This is a genomic window from Staphylococcus sp. NRL 16/872, assembly GCF_022815905.2.
GTDB lineage: Bacteria > Bacillota > Bacilli > Staphylococcales > Staphylococcaceae > Staphylococcus.
The window spans coordinates 734,900-752,585 of sequence record NZ_CP119327.1 but is presented as its reverse complement, the minus strand read 5'-3'; the positions used below and the strand labels follow the sequence as shown (position 1 = coordinate 752,585).

General features: G+C 35.1%; 30 protein-coding genes. 2 read left to right on the top strand and 28 right to left on the bottom strand.

Going from position 1 to position 17,686, the window contains the following annotated elements; all coding sequences use genetic code 11:
- Positions 1 to 14 precede the first annotated feature (14 nt).
- The 26 genes from rpsM to rpsJ all read right to left on the bottom strand — a co-directional run bounded on the left by rpsM (position 15) and on the right by rpsJ (position 12,138).
- A complete protein-coding gene (rpsM, locus tag MT340_RS03560) occupies positions 15 to 380 on the bottom strand; it encodes a 30S ribosomal protein S13 (protein ID WP_126565798.1) in 366 nt (121 codons plus the stop codon).
- A gap of 22 nt (positions 381 to 402) precedes the next feature.
- Complete coding sequence (gene rpmJ / locus MT340_RS03555) at positions 403 to 516, bottom strand: 50S ribosomal protein L36 (RefSeq protein ID WP_001829709.1); 114 nt, start codon at positions 514 to 516, stop codon at positions 403 to 405.
- A 31-nt stretch (positions 517 to 547) separates the two neighbouring features.
- Positions 548 to 766 (bottom strand): translation initiation factor IF-1, encoded by a 219-nt coding sequence (gene infA, locus MT340_RS03550; RefSeq protein ID WP_001829792.1) that lies wholly within the window; start codon positions 764 to 766, stop codon positions 548 to 550.
- A gap of 198 nt (positions 767 to 964) precedes the next feature.
- Positions 965 to 1,615, bottom strand: coding sequence for an adenylate kinase (locus tag MT340_RS03545; protein ID WP_243588815.1), 651 nt, complete (start codon positions 1,613 to 1,615; stop codon positions 965 to 967).
- A gap of 18 nt (positions 1,616 to 1,633) precedes the next feature.
- Positions 1,634 to 2,926, bottom strand: a complete 1,293-nt coding sequence (gene secY, locus MT340_RS03540; RefSeq protein ID WP_243588814.1) for a preprotein translocase subunit SecY — start codon at positions 2,924 to 2,926, stop codon at positions 1,634 to 1,636.
- Positions 2,926 to 3,366, bottom strand: coding sequence for a 50S ribosomal protein L15 (gene rplO, locus MT340_RS03535; protein ID WP_070442783.1), 441 nt, complete (start codon positions 3,364 to 3,366; stop codon positions 2,926 to 2,928). Before rplO ends, secY begins: the two co-directional genes overlap by 1 nt.
- 19 nt (positions 3,367 to 3,385) lie before the next feature.
- On the bottom strand, positions 3,386 to 3,565 hold the full coding sequence (gene rpmD / locus MT340_RS03530) for a 50S ribosomal protein L30 (protein ID WP_001096576.1): 180 nt from the start codon (positions 3,563 to 3,565) through the stop codon (positions 3,386 to 3,388).
- Positions 3,566 to 3,581: 16 nt separating this feature from the next.
- Entirely contained in the window at positions 3,582 to 4,082 is a 501-nt protein-coding gene (gene rpsE / locus MT340_RS03525; RefSeq protein ID WP_103297691.1) for a 30S ribosomal protein S5, read from the bottom strand.
- A 20-nt stretch (positions 4,083 to 4,102) separates the two neighbouring features.
- Positions 4,103 to 4,465 (bottom strand): 50S ribosomal protein L18, encoded by a 363-nt coding sequence (rplR, locus tag MT340_RS03520; protein WP_243588813.1) that lies wholly within the window; start codon positions 4,463 to 4,465, stop codon positions 4,103 to 4,105.
- A 31-nt stretch (positions 4,466 to 4,496) separates the two neighbouring features.
- Positions 4,497 to 5,033 carry a 50S ribosomal protein L6 gene (gene rplF, locus MT340_RS03515; protein ID WP_103297689.1) on the bottom strand — a complete coding sequence of 179 codons (537 nt, stop codon included), beginning with the start codon at positions 5,031 to 5,033 and terminating at the stop codon, positions 4,497 to 4,499.
- 24 nt (positions 5,034 to 5,057) lie between these two features.
- On the bottom strand, positions 5,058 to 5,456 hold the full coding sequence (gene rpsH / locus MT340_RS03510) for a 30S ribosomal protein S8 (RefSeq protein WP_011275134.1): 399 nt from the start codon (positions 5,454 to 5,456) through the stop codon (positions 5,058 to 5,060).
- 30 nt (positions 5,457 to 5,486) lie between these two features.
- A complete protein-coding gene (locus MT340_RS03505; RefSeq protein WP_001140799.1) occupies positions 5,487 to 5,672 on the bottom strand; it encodes a type Z 30S ribosomal protein S14 in 186 nt (61 codons plus the stop codon).
- A 23-nt stretch (positions 5,673 to 5,695) separates the two neighbouring features.
- Positions 5,696 to 6,235, bottom strand: a complete 540-nt coding sequence (gene rplE, locus MT340_RS03500) for a 50S ribosomal protein L5 (protein ID WP_103297688.1) — start codon at positions 6,233 to 6,235, stop codon at positions 5,696 to 5,698.
- 25 nt (positions 6,236 to 6,260) lie between these two features.
- Positions 6,261 to 6,578 carry a 50S ribosomal protein L24 gene (gene rplX, locus MT340_RS03495; protein ID WP_002448459.1) on the bottom strand — a complete coding sequence of 106 codons (318 nt, stop codon included), beginning with the start codon at positions 6,576 to 6,578 and terminating at the stop codon, positions 6,261 to 6,263.
- A gap of 35 nt (positions 6,579 to 6,613) precedes the next feature.
- Positions 6,614 to 6,982 (bottom strand): 50S ribosomal protein L14, encoded by a 369-nt coding sequence (gene rplN / locus MT340_RS03490; RefSeq protein ID WP_002466492.1) that lies wholly within the window; start codon positions 6,980 to 6,982, stop codon positions 6,614 to 6,616.
- A gap of 31 nt (positions 6,983 to 7,013) precedes the next feature.
- Positions 7,014 to 7,277, bottom strand: a complete 264-nt coding sequence (gene rpsQ, locus MT340_RS03485; RefSeq protein WP_011275131.1) for a 30S ribosomal protein S17 — start codon at positions 7,275 to 7,277, stop codon at positions 7,014 to 7,016.
- 26 nt (positions 7,278 to 7,303) lie between these two features.
- Entirely contained in the window at positions 7,304 to 7,513 is a 210-nt protein-coding gene (rpmC, locus tag MT340_RS03480; protein ID WP_000644737.1) for a 50S ribosomal protein L29, read from the bottom strand.
- Positions 7,503 to 7,937 (bottom strand): 50S ribosomal protein L16, encoded by a 435-nt coding sequence (gene rplP / locus MT340_RS03475; RefSeq protein ID WP_103297687.1) that lies wholly within the window; start codon positions 7,935 to 7,937, stop codon positions 7,503 to 7,505. The genes rpmC and rplP overlap by 11 nt, the downstream gene beginning before the upstream one ends.
- Positions 7,938 to 7,939: 2 nt before the next feature.
- On the bottom strand, positions 7,940 to 8,593 hold the full coding sequence (gene rpsC / locus MT340_RS03470; RefSeq protein WP_243588812.1) for a 30S ribosomal protein S3: 654 nt from the start codon (positions 8,591 to 8,593) through the stop codon (positions 7,940 to 7,942).
- Between the two features lie 23 nt (positions 8,594 to 8,616).
- Complete coding sequence (gene rplV / locus MT340_RS03465) at positions 8,617 to 8,970, bottom strand: 50S ribosomal protein L22 (RefSeq protein WP_103297685.1); 354 nt, start codon at positions 8,968 to 8,970, stop codon at positions 8,617 to 8,619.
- Between the two features lie 27 nt (positions 8,971 to 8,997).
- Positions 8,998 to 9,276 (bottom strand): 30S ribosomal protein S19, encoded by a 279-nt coding sequence (gene rpsS / locus MT340_RS03460; protein ID WP_001829710.1) that lies wholly within the window; start codon positions 9,274 to 9,276, stop codon positions 8,998 to 9,000.
- Between the two features lie 64 nt (positions 9,277 to 9,340).
- Complete coding sequence (gene rplB, locus MT340_RS03455; protein ID WP_243588811.1) at positions 9,341 to 10,174, bottom strand: 50S ribosomal protein L2; 834 nt, start codon at positions 10,172 to 10,174, stop codon at positions 9,341 to 9,343.
- Positions 10,175 to 10,213: 39 nt separating this feature from the next.
- On the bottom strand, positions 10,214 to 10,489 hold the full coding sequence (rplW, locus tag MT340_RS03450) for a 50S ribosomal protein L23 (protein ID WP_002448403.1): 276 nt from the start codon (positions 10,487 to 10,489) through the stop codon (positions 10,214 to 10,216).
- Positions 10,489 to 11,112, bottom strand: a complete 624-nt coding sequence (gene rplD / locus MT340_RS03445) for a 50S ribosomal protein L4 (protein ID WP_243603587.1) — start codon at positions 11,110 to 11,112, stop codon at positions 10,489 to 10,491. The genes rplW and rplD overlap by 1 nt, the downstream gene beginning before the upstream one ends.
- 26 nt (positions 11,113 to 11,138) lie before the next feature.
- On the bottom strand, positions 11,139 to 11,801 hold the full coding sequence (gene rplC, locus MT340_RS03440) for a 50S ribosomal protein L3 (RefSeq protein WP_103297682.1): 663 nt from the start codon (positions 11,799 to 11,801) through the stop codon (positions 11,139 to 11,141).
- 28 nt (positions 11,802 to 11,829) lie between these two features.
- Entirely contained in the window at positions 11,830 to 12,138 is a 309-nt protein-coding gene (rpsJ, locus tag MT340_RS03435) for a 30S ribosomal protein S10 (RefSeq protein ID WP_001118667.1), read from the bottom strand.
- 390 nt (positions 12,139 to 12,528) lie between these two features.
- Between rpsJ and MT340_RS03430 the strand changes: the two genes are divergently transcribed.
- Positions 12,529 to 12,924, top strand: coding sequence for a hypothetical protein (locus MT340_RS03430; protein ID WP_243588809.1), 396 nt, complete (start codon positions 12,529 to 12,531; stop codon positions 12,922 to 12,924).
- A 60-nt stretch (positions 12,925 to 12,984) separates the two neighbouring features.
- Here MT340_RS03430 and MT340_RS03425 read toward each other — a convergent pair whose 3' ends face one another.
- Both MT340_RS03425 and MT340_RS03420 read right to left on the bottom strand, forming a co-directional pair.
- A complete protein-coding gene (locus tag MT340_RS03425) occupies positions 12,985 to 14,319 on the bottom strand; it encodes an NCS2 family permease (protein WP_243588808.1) in 1,335 nt (444 codons plus the stop codon).
- Positions 14,320 to 14,431: 112 nt separating this feature from the next.
- A complete protein-coding gene (locus MT340_RS03420; protein ID WP_243588807.1) occupies positions 14,432 to 16,567 on the bottom strand; it encodes a DNA topoisomerase III in 2,136 nt (711 codons plus the stop codon).
- Between the two features lie 151 nt (positions 16,568 to 16,718).
- Here MT340_RS03420 and MT340_RS03415 point away from each other — a divergent pair, with 151 nt between their 5' ends.
- Complete coding sequence (locus MT340_RS03415; RefSeq protein ID WP_243588806.1) at positions 16,719 to 17,588, top strand: GNAT family N-acetyltransferase; 870 nt, start codon at positions 16,719 to 16,721, stop codon at positions 17,586 to 17,588.
- The last annotated feature ends 98 nt before the right edge of the window (positions 17,589 to 17,686 follow it).

The window sequence follows — 17,686 nt, the reverse complement described above, 5'->3', positions numbered from 1 at the left end:
GCCTCCTTTACCTATTATTTTTTCTTGTTAGCTACAGTTTTAACTGGGCCTTTACGAGTACGAGCATTGTTTTTAGTTTTTTGTCCACGAACTGGTAAACCACGACGGTGACGGATACCACGATATGATGAAATTTCCATCAAACGTTTAATGTTTAAGTTTTGTTCACGACGTAAGTCACCTTCAACTTTATAACCGTCTACAACTTCACGGATACGACCTAATTCGTCATCTGTTAAATCTTTTACGCGTGTGTCAGCTGATACGTTAGCGTCTTCAACGATTTTTTTAGCTGTTGAAGTACCGATACCGTATACATAAGTTAATGAAATAACAACGCGTTTTTCACGTGGAATATCTACTCCTGCAATACGTGCCATATATATTTACACCTCTCTTTTATTAACCTTGTCTTTGTTTGTGCTTAGGATTGTCACAAATTACCATTACTTTACCTTTACGTTTAATGACTTTACATTTTTCGCAAATCGGTTTAACTGATGGTCTTACTTTCATTTTTATACCTCCCTATATTATGGAGTGACGATTATTTATAACGATACGTAATTCTACCGCGTGATAAATCATACGGAGACATTTCTACAGTTACTTTGTCGCCAGGTAGAATTCGAATATAATTCATTCTAATTTTACCACTGACATGCGCTAAAATTTCATGACCATTTTCTAATTCTACTTTAAACATAGCATTTGGTAAAGTATCAAGTACTGTACCTTCTAATTCAATTACATCTTGTTTCGCCATTGATTAACTTCCCCCTTTTTACAATAGTAAGGTAATCGTCAATAGACAACTTCAACGATACGAATCTAATATAGTGACTAGTTATTATAAGTTTAACAAAATGCGGGAATTATTATCGTCTTTCGACACTCAGAAAATTAATTCTTGCCAGAGAAACCTAATCAAAATTCACTTACACATAGACCGTACTAAGTTGATCTATTTTAATTGATCTAAGATATCAATGACATCTTCGGTTACTTCATCAATATCTTTCGCACCGTCAATGTTATTCAATACACCTTTTTCTTCGTAGTACTCTAAAATAGGTTTAGATTGTTTAACATTCACACTTAAGCGATTAGATACTGTTTCTGGATTATCATCTTCACGTTGATAAAGCTTTCCACCATCGATATCACATACACCATCAACCTTTGGAGGATTAAATACAAGATGATAAGTTGTACCACATTTCTCACAGATACGACGACCTGTAAGACGATTCATTAATTCTTCCTCAGGAACTTCGATGTTAATAACAGCATCAATGTTTCTACCAAGCTCAGACATAATGTTGTTTAATGCCTCAGCTTGATCGATTGTTCTAGGGAAACCATCCAATAAGAATCCTTTTTTTGCATCGTCTTCAGAGATTCTTTCTTTAACGATACCTACAGTAACCTCATCAGGGACTAATTCTCCACGATCCATGTAAGATTTAGCTTCTTTTCCTAAATCTGTTTCATCTTTAATCGCTTTTCTGAACATGTCACCAGTAGATATATGTGGTATTGGGAATTTCTTAACAATTTCACTCGCTTGAGTTCCTTTACCTGCACCAGGTAAACCCATTAAAATGATATTCATAAATTGCCCTCCTACAAATTATCTACCACCAAAGCCTTTATATTCTTTCTGACTCACTTGTGATTCAAGTGATTTCATAGTTTCAATTGCTACACCAATAACGATTAATAAACTTGTACCACCAATTTGAATTGATTGAGGTAAGTTCATAAACTTAGTAGCTACGATTGGTAAGATAGCAATAACAGCTAAGAAAATAGAGCCTACAAAAGTTAAGCGATAAAGTACTTTAGTAATATATTTTTTCGTTTGGTCACCAGGTCTAATTCCTGGTACATAGCTACCTTGTTTCTTCAAGTTATCTGCCATTTTTTCAGGATTAACTTGAACAAAGGCATAGAAATACGTAAATGCAATAATTAAAATTACATAAACAATCATGCCGTAAGTGTTTGAAGGGTTAGCATATTCAGATATTGTTTGCGCCCAGTCAGCTTTAGGGAAGAACAATGTTAGTGTTCTTGGCAATAAGAAAAATGCCATCGCAAAGATTACTGGGATAACCCCTGCTGAGTTAACTTTTAAAGGTAGATAAGTTGCCTGTGAACCTAATCTTTGACCTGTTTGCTTTTTCGCATATTGAATAGGAATTTTACGTTTAGCTTCTAACACGTAAATTGCGCCCATTGTAAGCAAAATTAAACCGACAATTAACCCAATTACTTTTAACCATGCCAACGTTGTATCATCATTACCAACAAATGCCTGTTGTGCAAATTGGATAATAGATGAGGGTAATGTTGACAAGATACCTGCGAAGATAATGATAGAAATACCATTACCAACACCAAATTGAGTGATTTGGTCACCAAGCCAAATTAAAAATGCAGTTCCTGCTGTTAATACAATAGCAATCAATAAATAACTCAAGACAGATTGATGCACTATTAATTTACCGCCAAGATAGTTATTAAATTGGAATGCCATACCAATTGACTGAATAAAAGCCAATATGATAGCGAAATAACGTGTTACATTGCTAAGTTTTCTTTTACCTACTTCACCTTGTTTAGCCCATTCAGAGAACTTAGGAACAATGTCCATTTGCAATAATTGCATTACGATGGATGCAGTGATATAGGGCATAATACCCATAGCAAATATTGAAAAGTTCTTTAAGGCTCCGCCACCAAACGTGTTAAGAAGAGCAGCGACACCTTGATCAGAACCCTGTTGTTCAAAAGGCTCTGGATTAACACCAGGAGCCGGAATATAAGTTCCTATTTTGAATATAACTAACATTGCTAAGGTAAAGAAAATCTTATTTCGAACTTCTTTAGTTTTAAAGAAGCTCACTAGCGTTTGGAACATTAGATCACCTCGTGTGCTCCACCTTTAGCATCGATAGCTTCAACTGCTGAAGCTGAGAATTTGTGAGCTTTCACTGTTAACTTTTTGTCAAGTGAACCATTACCTAGTACTTTAATACCAGATTTTTCATTCTTAACTACACCAGTTTCTACTAATAAAGCTGGAGTTACTTCAGTACCATCTTCAAATTTATTAAGTTGGTCTAAGTTAACAATAGCATATTCTTTACGGTTAATGTTAGTGAAACCTCGTTTTGGTAAACGACGGAATAAAGGTAATTGACCACCTTCGAATCCAGGTCTTACGCTACCACCTGAACGTGCTTTTTGACCTTTTTGACCGCGACCACTAGTTTTACCATTACCTGAACCAGCACCACGACCAACACGGTTACGTACACGACGTGAACCTTCAGCTGCTTTTAACTCATGTAATTTCATTTTATAGGCACCTCCTTAATTATTTTTCTTCAACTGTTAATAAGTGTTTAACTTTGTTGATTTGCCCACGGATTGCAGGGTTATCTTCAACAACTACTGAGCTATTAGTCTTTTTAAGACCTAAAGCTTCAACAGTTTTACGTTGTGTTTCAGGACGACCAATAACACTACGAGTGAGGGTAATTTGTAATTTAGCCATTATTTATTTTCCCTCCTTAATTATATAATTCTTCAACTGATTTGCCGCGTAATTTAGCAACATCTTCAGCGTTTTTAAGGTTTTGTAAACCATTGATTGTAGCACGAACCATGTTAATTGGTGTGTTAGATCCTAATGATTTACTTAAGATATCAGTGATACCTGCTAATTCTAATACGGCACGTACTGGACCACCAGCGATAACTCCTGTACCAGGTGCAGCTGGTTTCATAAATACGCTACCAGAACCATAACGACCAGTGATAATGTGTGGAGTTGTTCCTTCAACACGTGGAACGACTACTAAATCTTTTTTAGCTGCTTCTACAGCTTTTTTGATAGCTTCAGGTACCTCTTGTGCTTTACCAGTACCGAAACCTACACGACCATTTTTATCTCCAACTACTACTAATGCAGTGAAACGGAAACGACGTCCACCTTTAACAACTTTAGCAACACGGTTAATTGTAACAACGCGTTCTTCAAATTCTTTCGTTTCTTCTTCTCTACGAGCCATGTATTTGTCCCTCCTTTAAATTAAAATTCTAATCCGCTTTCTCTAGCAGCTTCAGCTAATGCTTTCACACGACCATGGTATAAGTAACCGCCACGATCAAATACGATTTCTTTAATACCTTTGTCAGTTGCTTTTTTAGCAATTGCTTCTCCTACTTTAGTTGATAAATCAACTTTTGAAGAAGATTCGTTAGCAATATCTTTATCTTTTGATGATGCTTGTGCTAATGTTTGACCATTAACGTCATCAATGATTTGAGCATAAATGTGTTTGTTTGAACGATATACATTTAAACGTGGTTTTTCAGTTGTACCTGATAATTTAGTACGCACACGAGCATGTCTTTTCAAACGCACTTTGTTTTTATCAATTTTACTGATCATACTATTACTCCTTTCTTGAGAGAGTTATCTATTATTTACCAGTTTTACCTTCTTTACGGCGAACATATTCACCTTGGTAACGGATACCTTTTCCTTTGTAAGGTTCTGGAGGTCTTACTGAACGGATGTTAGAAGCGATAGCTCCAACTTGCTCTTTAGATACACCAGATACGCGTACTGTTGTGTTTTTCTCTACTGCGAAAGTAATGCCATTTTCAGCTTTAATTTCAACAGGATGAGAGTAACCAACGTTTAATACTAAGTCATTACCTTGCATTTGAGCACGGTAACCTACACCAACAAGTTCAAGTGTTTTTTCAAAACCTTGAGAAACACCTTGTACCATATTGTTTAATAAAGCACGAGTTGTACCGTGAACTGTTCTGTCTTCTTTAGAATCAGTAGGTCTTACAACTTCTAATGTGTTTTCTTCTTGTTTGAAAGTCATTCTTTCATTAAATGTTCTAGTTAATTCACCTTTTGGACCTTTTACAGTAGCTGTATGACCATCAAAAGTTACTGTAACGTCGCTAGGAATGTCAATAATTTTCTTACCAACACGACTCATGTTATGGCACCTCCTTATTTATTATTACCAAACGTATGCGATAATTTCTCCACCAACATTACGTTTTCTAGCTTCTTTGTCAGTGATAACACCTTCAGAAGTTGAAACTAATGCAATACCTAAACCGTTTAATACTTTAGGTACTTCGTTAGCTTTAGCATAAACACGTAAACCTGGTTTAGAGATACGTTTTAATCCTGTGATAACACGTTCATTGTTTTGACCATATTTTAAGAATAAACGAATAACACCTTGTTTATCATCTTCAACATATTCTACGTTTTTAATGAAACCTTCACTTTTTAAGATTTCAGCAATTTGTTTTTTAATGTTAGACGCAGGTAATTCTAATTTCTCGTGACGCACCATGTTTGCGTTTCGAACACGAGTAAGCATATCTGCGATTGGATCTGTCATTGTCATTGATTGTTGCCTCCTTTCAGACTCTTTATATTACCAGCTAGCTTTACGTACGCCAGGAATTTGGCCTTTGTAAGCTAATTCACGGAAACAAATACGGCATAATTTGAATTTACGATATACAGAATGTGGACGACCACAACGTTCACAACGAGTATATTCACGTACTGCATATTTTTGTTTTTTCTGTTGCTTAGCAACCATAGAAGTTTTAGCCACTTAATTAGCCTCCTTTTTAGAGATTATTTACGAAATGGCATACCGAAGTTTGTTAACAATTCACGAGCTTCCTCGTCAGTGTTAGCAGTTGTTACGATAACAATATCCATTCCTCTTACTTTACTTACTTTATCATAATCGATTTCTGGGAAAATTAATTGTTCTTTAATTCCTAAAGTGTAGTTACCGCGACCATCGAATGCTGTTTTAGAAACACCTTGGAAGTCACGTACACGAGGTAATGAAACTGCGATTAATTTATCTAAGAATTCATACATTCTTTCACCGCGAAGTGTAACTTTTGCACCGATAGGCATACCTTCACGTAAACGGAATGTTGCAACTGATTTTTTAGCTTTTGTGATTAATGGTTTTTGACCAGTGATTAATTCTAATTCTTCTACAGCATTGTCTAATACTTTAGAGTTTTGAACTGCATCACCTACACCCATATTTACAACGATTTTTTCGATTTTTGGTACTTCCATTACAGAACTGTAGTTAAATTTTTTCACTAAGTTTTCAGTAACTTCAGTATTATATCTTTCTTTTAAACGGTTCAAAGTGGATCCTCCTTTCAACTAGTTATTAATTATTAGATTTAATTTCTTCGCCTGATTTTTTAGCGATACGAACTTTTTTACCATCTACAAATTTGTAACCAACACGTGTAGGCTCATTTGTTTTAGGGTCTAATAATTGTACGTTAGAAACATGGATAGCTGCCTCTGTTTCTAAGATTCCACCTTCAGGATTTAATTGAGTTGGTTTTTGGTGTTTTTTAATAACGTTTACACCTTCCACAACGACACGGTCTTTTTTAGGTTCAGTAGCGATAACTTTACCTTCTTTACCTTTGTCTTTACCTGCGATAACTTTTACGTTGTCACCTTTTTTGATATGCATGTGGGCACCTCCTTAAATGATTTGGTTTATATATATTAAAGTACTTCTGGTGCTAATGATACGATTTTCATGAAGTTACCTTCACGTAATTCACGAGCAACAGGACCAAAGATACGAGTACCACGTGGGCCTTTGTCATCACGAATGATAACACATGCATTTTCATCAAATTTGATATAAGAACCATCGTTACGACGTACGCCTGATTTAGTTCTAACTACAACAGCTTTGACTACGTCACCTTTTTTAACAACGCCACCTGGTGTTGCATTTTTAACAGTACATACGATAACATCACCGATGTTCGCTGTTTTGCGACCAGATCCACCTAATACTTTAATTGTAAGAACTTCACGAGCACCAGAGTTGTCTGCTACTTTTAAACGTGTTTCTTGTTGGATCATTAGTTAAACCTCCTTTATCTCTAATCTTGTATTAAATAATTACTGATTCTTCAACAATTTCTACTAAACGGAAACGTTTAGAAGCTGATAAAGGACGAGTTTCTTGAATTTTAACAATGTCCCCTAATTTAGCTGAGTTGTTTTCATCATGAGTTTTATATTTTTTAGAGTATTTTACTCGTTTGCCGTATAATTTGTGTGTTTTGTAAGTTTCAACAAGTACGGTAATTGTTTTGTCCATTTTATCTGAAACAACTTTACCTACATAAACTTTACGATCGTTTCTTTCACTCACTTTTGTAACCTCCTCTTTCATATAAATTATTGATTAGCTTTACTTTGTTCGATTTCTCTTTCACGAGCAACAGTTTTTAGACGTGCAATTGTTTTTCTAACTGTACGAATACGTGCAGTTTCCTCTAATTGACCTGTAGCTAACTGAAAGCGTAGGTTAAAAAGCTCTTCTTTTGAAGATTTGATTTGTTCTTCGATTTCTGAAGTGGTTAAGTCTCTAATTTCCTTAGCTTTCATTTGTTTCACCACCCAATTCTTCACGTTTTACAAACTTAGTTTTTACAGGAAGTTTGTGACTTGCTAAACGTAATGCTTCACGAGCTACTTCTTCAGATACACCAGCAACCTCGAATAAGATTCTACCTGGTTTCACAACTGCGATCCAGCCTTCAACAGCACCTTTACCGGCACCCATACGAACTTCTAAAGGTTTTTTAGTGTATGGTGTATGAGGGAAGATTTTAATCCAAACTTTCCCGCCACGTTTCATATAACGTGTCATAGCAATACGAGCAGATTCGATTTGACGAGATGTGATCCAAGAAGTTGTAGTTGCTTGTAAACCATACTCACCAAATGTTACAAAGTTACCGCCTTTTGAACGACCAGTTGTTTTTGGACGATGTTGACGACGATATTTAACACGTTTTGGTAGTAACATTATTATTTTCCTCCTTCACTAGTATTCTTAGTAGGAAGAACTTCACCACGATAGATCCATACTTTAACACCTAATTTACCATAAGTTGTGTCAGCTTCAGCGTGTGCATAATCAATGTCAGCACGTAAAGTATGAAGTGGAACAGTTCCTTCTGAATATTGTTCAGCACGAGCGATGTCAGCTCCGCCTAAACGACCTGATACTTGAGTTTTGATACCTTTAGCACCAAGTTTCATAGCTCTTGAAATAGCTTGTTTTTGTACACGACGGAATGAAGCACGGTTTTCTAATTGACGTGCAATGTTTTCAGCAACTAAACGAGCATCGATATCAACTTTTTTGATTTCGATAACGTTGATGTGTACTTTTTTATCAGTTAATGTGTTTAATTTGTTACGAAGTTTTTCAATTTCAGAACCGCCTTTACCAATTACCATACCTGGTTTACCAGTGTGAATAGCAATGTTAATGCGATTAGCAGCACGTTCGATTTCAACGTGAGAAACTGATGCTTCTTTTAATTCGTTATCAATGAATTTACGGATTCTTAAATCTTCGTGTAAAAGTGAAGCGAAGTCTTTTTCAGCGTACCATTTAGCTTCCCAGTCACGGATGATTCCGACACGAAGTCCGATAGGATTAATTTTTTGACCCACAGTATTCCCTCCTTAAATAATTATTAAGCTTCTTTAGCTTCTTCTTTACCGTCACTAACGACGATTGTAATGTGGCTTGTACGTTTGTTAATTGCACTTGCACGACCTTGTGCACGTGGACGGAAACGTTTTAAAGTTGGTCCTTCGTTTGCATATGCTTCTTTAACAACTAATTCATCAGTGTTCATGTCATAGTTGTGTTCAGCATTTGCTAAAGCGGACATTAATACTTTTTCGATCACTGGTGATGAAGCTTTGTTAGTTAATTTTAAAATTGCAATAGCTTCTCCAGCGCTTTTACCTCTAATTAAGTCAAGAACTAATCTTACTTTACGAGGTGCGATTCTGATTGTTCTAGCAACCGCTTTTGCTTCCATTAGGATTTCCTCCTCTACTTCTATTTATTATCTTCTAGTTTTTTTATCGTCTGCAGCATGACCTTTGAATGTACGAGTTGGAGCAAATTCACCTAATTTGTGACCTACCATATCCTCAGTTACATATACAGGTACATGTTTACGACCATCGTATACTGCAAAAGTATGACCGATGAAATTTGGGAAAATTGTAGAACGACGTGACCATGTTTTGATTACTTGTTTCTTTTCACTTCCGTCTTGAGCTTCTACTTTTTTCATTAAATGATCATCGACGAAAGGTCCTTTTTTAATACTACGAGCCATTTGGGCGCCTCCTTTCTTATTGTGTGCGTGCAGCTGTTACGCCGCACACCCAAATAAGTTGTTATTATTTTTTCTTACGTCCACGAACGATAAGTTTGTCTGATGATTTTTTACCACGACGAGTTTTCTTACCAAGCGTTGGTTTACCCCATGGTGACATTGGTGATGGTCTACCGATAGGAGCACGACCTTCACCACCACCGTGTGGGTGATCGTTAGGGTTCATTACAGAACCACGAACTGTAGGACGGATACCTTTCCATCTAGAACGTCCGGCTTTACCAACATTAACTAGTTCGTGTTGTAAGTTACCAACTTGACCGATTGTAGCACGGCATGTTGATAAGATCATACGAACTTCACCAGAACGTAATCTGATTAATACGTATTTACCTTCTTTACCAAGTACTTGTGAACTTGCACCTGCTGAACGAGCAAGTTGTCCACCTTTACCAGGTTTTAATTCGATATTGTGAATTACAGTACCAACTGGAATGTTTTGTAATGGTAATGCATTACCAACTTTGATATCTGCATTTTCACCACTTTCAACTGTTTGGCCTACTTGTAATCCTTTAGGAGCGATGATGTAACGTTTTTCACCATCTGCATATACTAATAATGCAATGTTTGCTGAACGGTTTGGATCATATTGAATTGAATCAACTTTTGCAGTGATTCCATCTTTATTACGTTTAAAATCGATAACACGGTATTGACGTTTGTGTCCTCCACCATGATGGCGAACAGTCAATTTACCTTGGTTGTTACGGCCCGCTCTTTTCGGTAGCGGTTGTAATAATGACTTTTCAGGTGTTGATTTCGTAATTTCTGCGAAATCTAAAGTAGTCATATTACGACGACCATTTGTTATTGGCTTATATTTTTTAAGAGCCATTGTCGCTTACCTCCTTATTGGTAACATTTATTTTATTTTTTAGTTGAATAAATCGATTGAACCTTCTTTTAGTTTAACAATCGCTTTTCTTCTTTTATTTGTATAGCCTTGGTAACGGCCCATACGTTTTTTCTTAGGTTTATAGTTAATGATGTTAACACTTTCAACTTTCACATCAAAAATTTCTTCAACTGCAATTTTAACTTGTGTTTTATTAGCACGAGTATCTACGTCGAATGTATATTTATCTTCAGCCATAGCTTCAGAAGATTTTTCAGTGATTACGGGGCGCTTAAGAACATCTCTTGCTTCCATTATCCGAGCACCTCCTCAACTTTTTTCGCAGCTGATTCAGTGATAATAACACTGTCAGCGCTAGTGATATCTAATACGTTTAATCCTTGTGCAGTACTTACTTGTACACCAGGGATGTTACGTGCAGATAATTCAACATTAACGTCATCATTTTCAGTAACAACTAATACTTTTTTAGGTTGTTCTAATGTAGTTAATACATTTTTGAATTCTTTTGTTTTTGGAGCATCAAAACCAAAATTATCAACAATTGTAAAGTTGTTTTCTTGAACTTTGAATGATAATGCTGAACGTAATGCTAAACGACGCATTTTCTTAGGCATTTTGTATGCGTAGCTTCTTGGTGTTGGTCCGAATACGATACCACCACCACGCCATTGTGGCGCACGAATTGTACCTTGACGCGCACGTCCTGTACCTTTTTGTCTCCATGGTTTACGTCCGCCGCCGCGTACTGCTGAACGGTTTTTAACTGCATGAGTTCCTTGACGTAATGAAGCACGTTGTAAATTAATTGCTTCGAAAAGAACACTGTTGTTTGGTTCGATAGCGAATACTGAATCGCTTAATTCAACTGAACCTGATTTAGATCCGTCTACTTTTAATACATCATAATTAGCCATTATGCTTTTCCTCCTTTCGCTACTTATTATTTATTACCTTTTTTAATTGAAGTTTGGATTTCTACGAAACCTTTTTTAGGTCCAGGTACATTACCTTTTACTAAAATAACATTGTTATCAGTATCAACTTGAACTACTTCTAAGTTTTGAACTGTAACTGTGTTACCACCCATACGTCCAGGCATTTTTTGACCTTTAAATACTCTTGAAGCATCTGAAGCCATACCTACTGAACCTGGTGCTCTGTGGAAATGAGAACCATGAGCCATTGGTCCACGTGCTTGGCCATGACGTTTAATTGCACCTTGGAAACCTTTACCTTTTGAAGTACCAGTTACATCAATGATGTCTCCAGCTTCAAAAGTATCAACTGTGACTTCTTGACCTACTTCGTATTCATCAACATTAACGTTTCTGAATTCACGAATGAAGCGCTTAGGTGCTGTGCCTGCTTTTTTAGCGTGACCTTCAGCTGGTTTGTTAGCATATTTATTTGATTTAGCATCTTTTTTATATGCTTTTTTGTCTTCAAAACCTACTTGGATAGCGTTGTAACCATCAACTTCTTCAGTTTTCTTTTGTAATACTACGTTTTGACTTGCTTCTACTACTGTAACTGGGATTAATTCACCGTTTTCTCCGAATACTTGAGTCATCCCAATTTTTCTTCCTAAGATTCCTTTGGTCATCGAAAGTCCACCTCCTAAAATTTATCTTTTATAATTTAATTTCGATGTCTACACCAGATGGTAAGTTTAAGCCCATTAAAGCATCAACTGTTTTTGGTGTTGGGTTAACAATATCGATTAAACGTTTATGTGTACGTTGTTCGAATTGTTCACGAGAATCTTTGTACTTGTGTACCGCACGAATGATTGTATAAACTGATTTCTCAGTTGGTAATGGAATTGGTCCAGAAACATCTGCACCAGAACGTTTTGCAGTTTCAACAATTTTCTCTGCTGATTGATCAATCACTCGGTGATCATAAGCTTTTAATCTGATTCTGATTTTTTGTTTTGCCATAATTTTCCCTCCTTGTTCGTCTACATTTAAGTGATAGACTTCTCCACGAAAACTATCTCACACAACGCCATGGCAAAGCGGCCGGGTGTGTCAGTAACCTTTCGCTTCATCGCTTTCTTCAAGTCCAACATTAGATATGATACACGAAAAACATTGATAAATCAAGGTTTTTCTGTAACTTTTTCTGTTCTGTCTAACACATACTTTAGTATTGTACTTGAAATGTTTTGGTAGTTCAACCATTTTAAGTAAATTTTTTCCCTTTTTTCAAAATTTCATTATAATGAAGATATAAAGTAATGAGATGAATACAATTTCTATTCATTTGATAATATTGTAAGCAATCAGAGAATTCTTCATGTTCATGAATAATATGGAGGTGATTTAATAATGAAAAGTAGTGTTAAAGTTACATTAGCGATTTTAAGTTTCTTTTTATTGGCATGTGAATTTTTCTATGGCATTCCCTTTTTAGGAGGAAGTGTTATTTTAAGTTTTGGTTGGCATCCTCTTGTATTGAATGCTTTCTTATACTTAATAGTAGTTATTGTTTTACTAGTTGATTCACAAAACGCTATCAAACCAATGGCTATTATTCCTTTAATAGGTTTTATTGGTTCATTTGTCGCATTTATACCTGTTATAGGCATGGTTATCCACTGGATTCTTTTCTTTTTAATGGTGTTCTTTGTGTTTATCGTTTTAAGTGCACCAACCTATCTTCCTAATAAAGATGCGCGAGTAATTTATACTCAACACAGAGATAGAGATGAACATCGTAGATAATTTTAAGTAATAGACTAAAGACGAGGTAGCCTTGAAAAAGGCAACCTCGTCTTTTTATTTTTAACCGTGTACAAATACAAAGTATAAAATGAATAACACCATTAACACATACATGATTGGGTGTACTTCTTTATGTTTTTTAGTAATTAACATTGTAATAGGATAGAATACAAATCCACATGCAATACCAGTTGCAATTGAATATGATAAAGGCATCATAATAATTGTAATAAATGCTGGTACAGCTACTTCAAATTTCTTCCAATTAATTTCAGCAAAGTTAGCAGCCATTAAAATACCAACTACTACTAATGCTGGCGTAGTTACAGCGCTTGTAACTACTTCAATTAATGGGCTAAAGAACAATGCTAATAAGAAACAGAAACCTGTAACAACACTAGCAAATCCAGTACGCGCTCCTACAGCTACACCTGAAGTTGATTCAATATATGATGTCGTTGTTGTTGTACCAAAGACAGCTCCTACAATAGTAGCTAATGAATCAGCAAATAAAGCTCTACCCGCTCTTGGTAATTTATTATCTTTCATCATCCCTGCTTGTGTTGCAACTGCAACTAATGTTCCTGCAGTGTCAAAGAAATCAATAAAGAAGAAAGTTAAGATTACGATTAAGAATTGAATAGTAAATAATTGACTTGGATCTTTAAATGCTTCAAATGCAGCACCGAATGTTGGCGTGATACTTGGAATCTTACCTACGACGCCTGATGGTGGATGAATTAAACCAGTTAACATACCTGTAACTGCAGTAATAATCATACCAATGAAGATTGAACCAGGCACTTTTTTAGCATATAGAATAATTGTTACTACGATACCAAAGATCGCTAATAATACTGGACCCTTTGTTAAATGACCAAGTGTCACTAAAGTCGAATCATTTTTCACAATAATGCCTGCACTTTGTAAACCTACAAATGTAATAAAAAGACCAATACCTGCTGAAACAGCCATTTTCATCTGGTAAGGAATAGCATTAATAATTGTCTCCCGCCATCCCGTAGCAGTTAGGATTGCGAAGAATATTCCTGAACAAAGAACACCTGTTAAACCAATTTGCCAAGGTATACCCATTGTTAAAACAACAGTGAACGCAAAGAATGCATTAAGTCCCATGCCTGGTGCTAAAGCGATTGGATATTTAGCAATAAGACCCATGAATAATGAACCAACAAAAGCAGCTAGCGCAGTTGCTACAAAAATTGCACCTTGGTCCATTTTCATATCCGCAGAAACACCTTTTACTCCAGCTAAACTTAAAACTTGTGGGTTAACAGCTAAGATGTACGCCATTGATAAGAAAGTTGTGATACCACCAATAATTTCTTTCTTATAGTTAGTATCATACTTGTCGAATTGGAAGTATTTTTTCACGGCTTTAAACTCCTTTTTTTAAAATACTTTAATATTTTAATATTACTTTTCGAAAAACACAATACTAAAAACGAACTTTTTAGATAATATAACGTTTTAAGTTCGATTTTATCTAAAGTTTTAAATTTTTCAATGCATCTTTAAACGGATTATTGTCAAGCGTTTCTTCTTTGTTCATATATTTCTTCATATCTTTTTTAGACACTTTATCGTTCTTTTTATTTTTAAGTCGTTTATCCATTTGCGCTTGTGTTTCTGTATGACCACAGACACAACGATAGACTGCATCTTTACCCTTACCGAATAAAGTCATTTTCTTTTTACAGTTTGGACAGCGTGCATTCGTCTTACGTTGTACATTCTTCTTCGTTTTACATGATGGGTCCTGACAGACGAGCATCTGGCCATTTTTCGTTTTTACTTTAATCATGAATTTTCCACATGTAGGACATTCTGTCGTTGTTAAGTTATCATGTTTATATTTTTGTTCACTATCTTTAATTTTATTGACGATATCTTTCGTAAAACCTTTCATTTCACTTATGAATTGTCGGGCATTATATTTTCCTTTTTCAATCATCAATAACTTTTCTTCCCACTCAGCCGTTAATAATGGTGAAGTAAGTTCTTGAGGTGCTAACTCTAATATTTGTTTCCCTTTTGACGTGACTTTGATTTTGCCGTCCCTTGATTCAATCGCATTAATATTAAACAGTTTTTCAATAATATCCGCTCTAGTCGCAACTGTACCAATACCGCCAGTTTGTTTAAGTGTATTTGCATGTTTTTTATTATTTAACTGAATATAATTTTGAGGATTCTCCATCGCTTTAAGCAACGTACCTTCATTAAAGTACTCAGGTGGTGTCGTTTCATGTTCATTCACTTTAATGTTTTGAATCTTGTATGTTTCCCCTTTTTGAAAATGAAGTTCCTGTACTTGATGTTCTGAATCTTTTCTAAGCGCCTTAAATCCTAATTGGCGTGTCACTTTGTCATTAAACTCAAACGTATAATTATTCGCATTTAAAGTTATTTTCACCGCTTCGTAATCATGTGGCATCATCAGCGATTCTAAAAATCTTTCTGCTACCATCAAGTAAATCTTTTCTTCTCTATTACTCAAACTTTGCATATCGGGACGTACTTCTGTTGGAATAATCGCATGATGATCCGATACTTTCTGATTATTAAAGATACGCATTTTTGATGAATATGATTTGTTAATTAATGGACGAATATTATCTTTATAGTCAGTAGCTAACAATGCTTGTAGTCGTTCTTTGATTGTATCCACCATATCTTCTGATAGATAATTAGAATCCGTACGTGGATACGTTAATATTTTATGACGTTCGTATAAGTTTTGAATGGTATTTAACGTCTCTTTAGGACCCATTTTAAATCGTTGATACGCTTCTTGTTGTAAATCTGTCAAATTATAAAGTGGTCTAGGATAGCTTTTCTTCACTTTTGAGTCTACATAGTCAATACGCCCTTGCGCATGCTTAATCTTTTCAGCAATCGTTTCAATTTCGTCTCTATTTACTATTCGCTTATCTGTTTTTAATTGGAAAGTAACACCGTTAACTTGTACGTCCAATGTATAGTATTTCTGAGGTTTGAAATGATTAATGTCTTGTTGACGAGATTGCACAAGTTGAATCGTTGGCGTTTGTACTCTCCCTAGGGATAATTGCGCATCATATTTCGTAGTTAATGCACGTGTCGCATTGATACCTACAATCCAATCCGCTTCACTACGTGCTAAAGCGGCACGATATAAATCATTATACGCTCTACCATCTTTTAGGTGTTTGAATCCTTGCTGAATCGCCTTTTTAGTCACCGAACTGATCCAAAGACGTTTAATTGGTTTTTTATTTCTAACTTTGTCCAATATAAGACGTGCAACCAGTTCCCCTTCTCGACCAGCATCTGTCGCAATAATGATATCTTTTACTTCATTTTTTAGGATGAGGGATTTTACTGTTTTAAATTGCTTACTTGTTTTTCCAATAACGATTGTTTGCATGTGCTTAGGAATAATAGGTAAATCTTCAAGTTTCCATTCTTTAAAAGCTTTATCATAATGTTCTGGTTGCGCATTTGTAACAAGATGTCCTAATGCCCAAGTTACAATGTAACGCTCATTTTCAATAAAACCATTACGCTTCCCTTTTATATTTAAAGCCTCGGCAATATCACGTGCTACTGAAGGCTTTTCTGCTAAAATAAGTGATTTCATAAAACTTTCCTTTCAATATAACGATAAGTTATAGACAAATTTTATTCATATGTCTTTAATTGTAACATGTATAGCAATAGACATAACTTTCATTTAAATGTAAATAAATTTATAATTAGTATATAAATTTAGGCCGAAATGGAGGTACGCTATGGATATAGTAAAATTAAGCGATTTAAACCAAATTCTGTCTTTTTTAGAAACGTCGTCAAACGAATTTGCCTCATATATATATAAGTTACCTACCAATCAAGATGATCTAACAAACTTATTACAACATTCTCTTACATCCCCGGGAATATTTTCATTAATTGAAAATGATGAAATTTGTGCCTTAATTACTGCTATTGAATATGAAAAGAATAAATTTAAAGTCGTTGGTCCATTTGTGAATGCCGATGTATCTTTTAGTAAAAATGACTATCATTTATTATTTAATGCACTTCGTGATTCTCAAGATAGTGAGGCCGTGTTTAACTTCTCTTATGATGAATGTGTTCAAACGTCTAAACCTTTAATGAAAGATATTGAGGCCAGTTATAATTTTACCGATTATTATCTCAATGTAGCATCACCTATCCAACAGTCTGAAGACTTTCAAAATATCATTGAATACCAACCAGGTTTCCAACGCGCTTTTACTAAATTACATCAACAAACGTTTAAACATAGCGTACTGTCATCGCAAGAAATTATAAATTCCCTTGATGATAATAATCATTTATTCCTATTTGTAAGTGAAGGACTATTGAAAGGTTACTTGTATTTACAAGTCTCTCCTCAAACTTCTGTTGCTGAAATTCGTTATTTTAGTTCTCATTCGGATTACAGGTTGATGGGTATTGCTGTTGATTTATTATCCTTCGCTATTGATTATGCATTTAATCATTATGAATTAGAGAAAGTCTATTTTAAAATTCGCAGTAAAAATGCGACATTAGTTGAGCGTTTCAATGAATTAGGATTTAAAATAGATACGGAATATAAAAAGTACAAATACCTCTCTCCAAATAATTATTAATATGTATTTCTTATGTCTACGATTTTCAATAATTCGAAATCGTAGGCATTTTTTATTTTCAAAAATTTAGTTATGCGTGAGCAATTCAATTCTCACAT

Bases quoted from the DNA above. Each gene is read 5' to 3' on its own strand.
- rpmD (WP_001096576.1), bottom strand. From the start codon at position 3,565: ATGGCTAAATTACAAATTACCCTCACTCGTAGTGTTATTGGTCGTCCT.
- rplO (WP_070442783.1), bottom strand. From the start codon at position 3,366: ATGAAATTACATGAGTTAAAAGCAGCTGAAGGTTCACGTCGTGTACGT.
- rplP (WP_103297687.1), bottom strand. From the start codon at position 7,937: ATGTTACTACCAAAACGTGTTAAATATCGTCGTCAACATCGTCCAAAA.
- infA (WP_001829792.1), bottom strand. From the start codon at position 766: ATGGCGAAACAAGATGTAATTGAATTAGAAGGTACAGTACTTGATACT.
- rpsM (WP_126565798.1), bottom strand. From the start codon at position 380: ATGGCACGTATTGCAGGAGTAGATATTCCACGTGAAAAACGCGTTGTT.
- rplX (WP_002448459.1), bottom strand. From the start codon at position 6,578: ATGCATATCAAAAAAGGTGACAACGTAAAAGTTATCGCAGGTAAAGAC.
- MT340_RS03545 (WP_243588815.1), bottom strand. From the start codon at position 1,615: ATGAATATCATTTTAATGGGTTTACCTGGTGCAGGTAAAGGAACTCAA.
- rplV (WP_103297685.1), bottom strand. From the start codon at position 8,970: ATGGAAGCAAAAGCGGTTGCTAGAACAATCAGAATCGCACCTCGTAAA.
- MT340_RS03420 (WP_243588807.1), bottom strand. From the start codon at position 16,567: ATGAAATCACTTATTTTAGCAGAAAAGCCTTCAGTAGCACGTGATATT.
- rpsH (WP_011275134.1), bottom strand. From the start codon at position 5,456: ATGACAATGACAGATCCAATCGCAGATATGCTTACTCGTGTTCGAAAC.
- MT340_RS03430 (WP_243588809.1), top strand. From the start codon at position 12,529: ATGAAAAGTAGTGTTAAAGTTACATTAGCGATTTTAAGTTTCTTTTTA.
- rpmJ (WP_001829709.1), bottom strand. From the start codon at position 516: ATGAAAGTAAGACCATCAGTTAAACCGATTTGCGAAAAATGTAAAGTC.
- rplF (WP_103297689.1), bottom strand. From the start codon at position 5,033: ATGAGTCGTGTTGGTAAGAAAATTATTGACATTCCTAGCGACGTTACA.
- rpmC (WP_000644737.1), bottom strand. From the start codon at position 7,513: ATGAAAGCTAAGGAAATTAGAGACTTAACCACTTCAGAAATCGAAGAA.
- rpsS (WP_001829710.1), bottom strand. From the start codon at position 9,276: ATGGCTCGTAGTATTAAAAAAGGACCTTTCGTCGATGATCATTTAATG.
- rplB (WP_243588811.1), bottom strand. From the start codon at position 10,174: ATGGCTCTTAAAAAATATAAGCCAATAACAAATGGTCGTCGTAATATG.
- rplD (WP_243603587.1), bottom strand. From the start codon at position 11,112: ATGGCTAATTATGATGTATTAAAAGTAGACGGATCTAAATCAGGTTCA.
- MT340_RS03415 (WP_243588806.1), top strand. From the start codon at position 16,719: ATGGATATAGTAAAATTAAGCGATTTAAACCAAATTCTGTCTTTTTTA.
- rpsE (WP_103297691.1), bottom strand. From the start codon at position 4,082: ATGGCTCGTAGAGAAGAAGAAACGAAAGAATTTGAAGAACGCGTTGTT.
- secY (WP_243588814.1), bottom strand. From the start codon at position 2,926: ATGTTCCAAACGCTAGTGAGCTTCTTTAAAACTAAAGAAGTTCGAAAT.
- rplN (WP_002466492.1), bottom strand. From the start codon at position 6,982: ATGATCCAACAAGAAACACGTTTAAAAGTAGCAGACAACTCTGGTGCT.
- rplR (WP_243588813.1), bottom strand. From the start codon at position 4,465: ATGATCAGTAAAATTGATAAAAACAAAGTGCGTTTGAAAAGACATGCT.
- rpsJ (WP_001118667.1), bottom strand. From the start codon at position 12,138: ATGGCAAAACAAAAAATCAGAATCAGATTAAAAGCTTATGATCACCGA.
- rplW (WP_002448403.1), bottom strand. From the start codon at position 10,489: ATGGAAGCAAGAGATGTTCTTAAGCGCCCCGTAATCACTGAAAAATCT.
- rplC (WP_103297682.1), bottom strand. From the start codon at position 11,801: ATGACCAAAGGAATCTTAGGAAGAAAAATTGGGATGACTCAAGTATTC.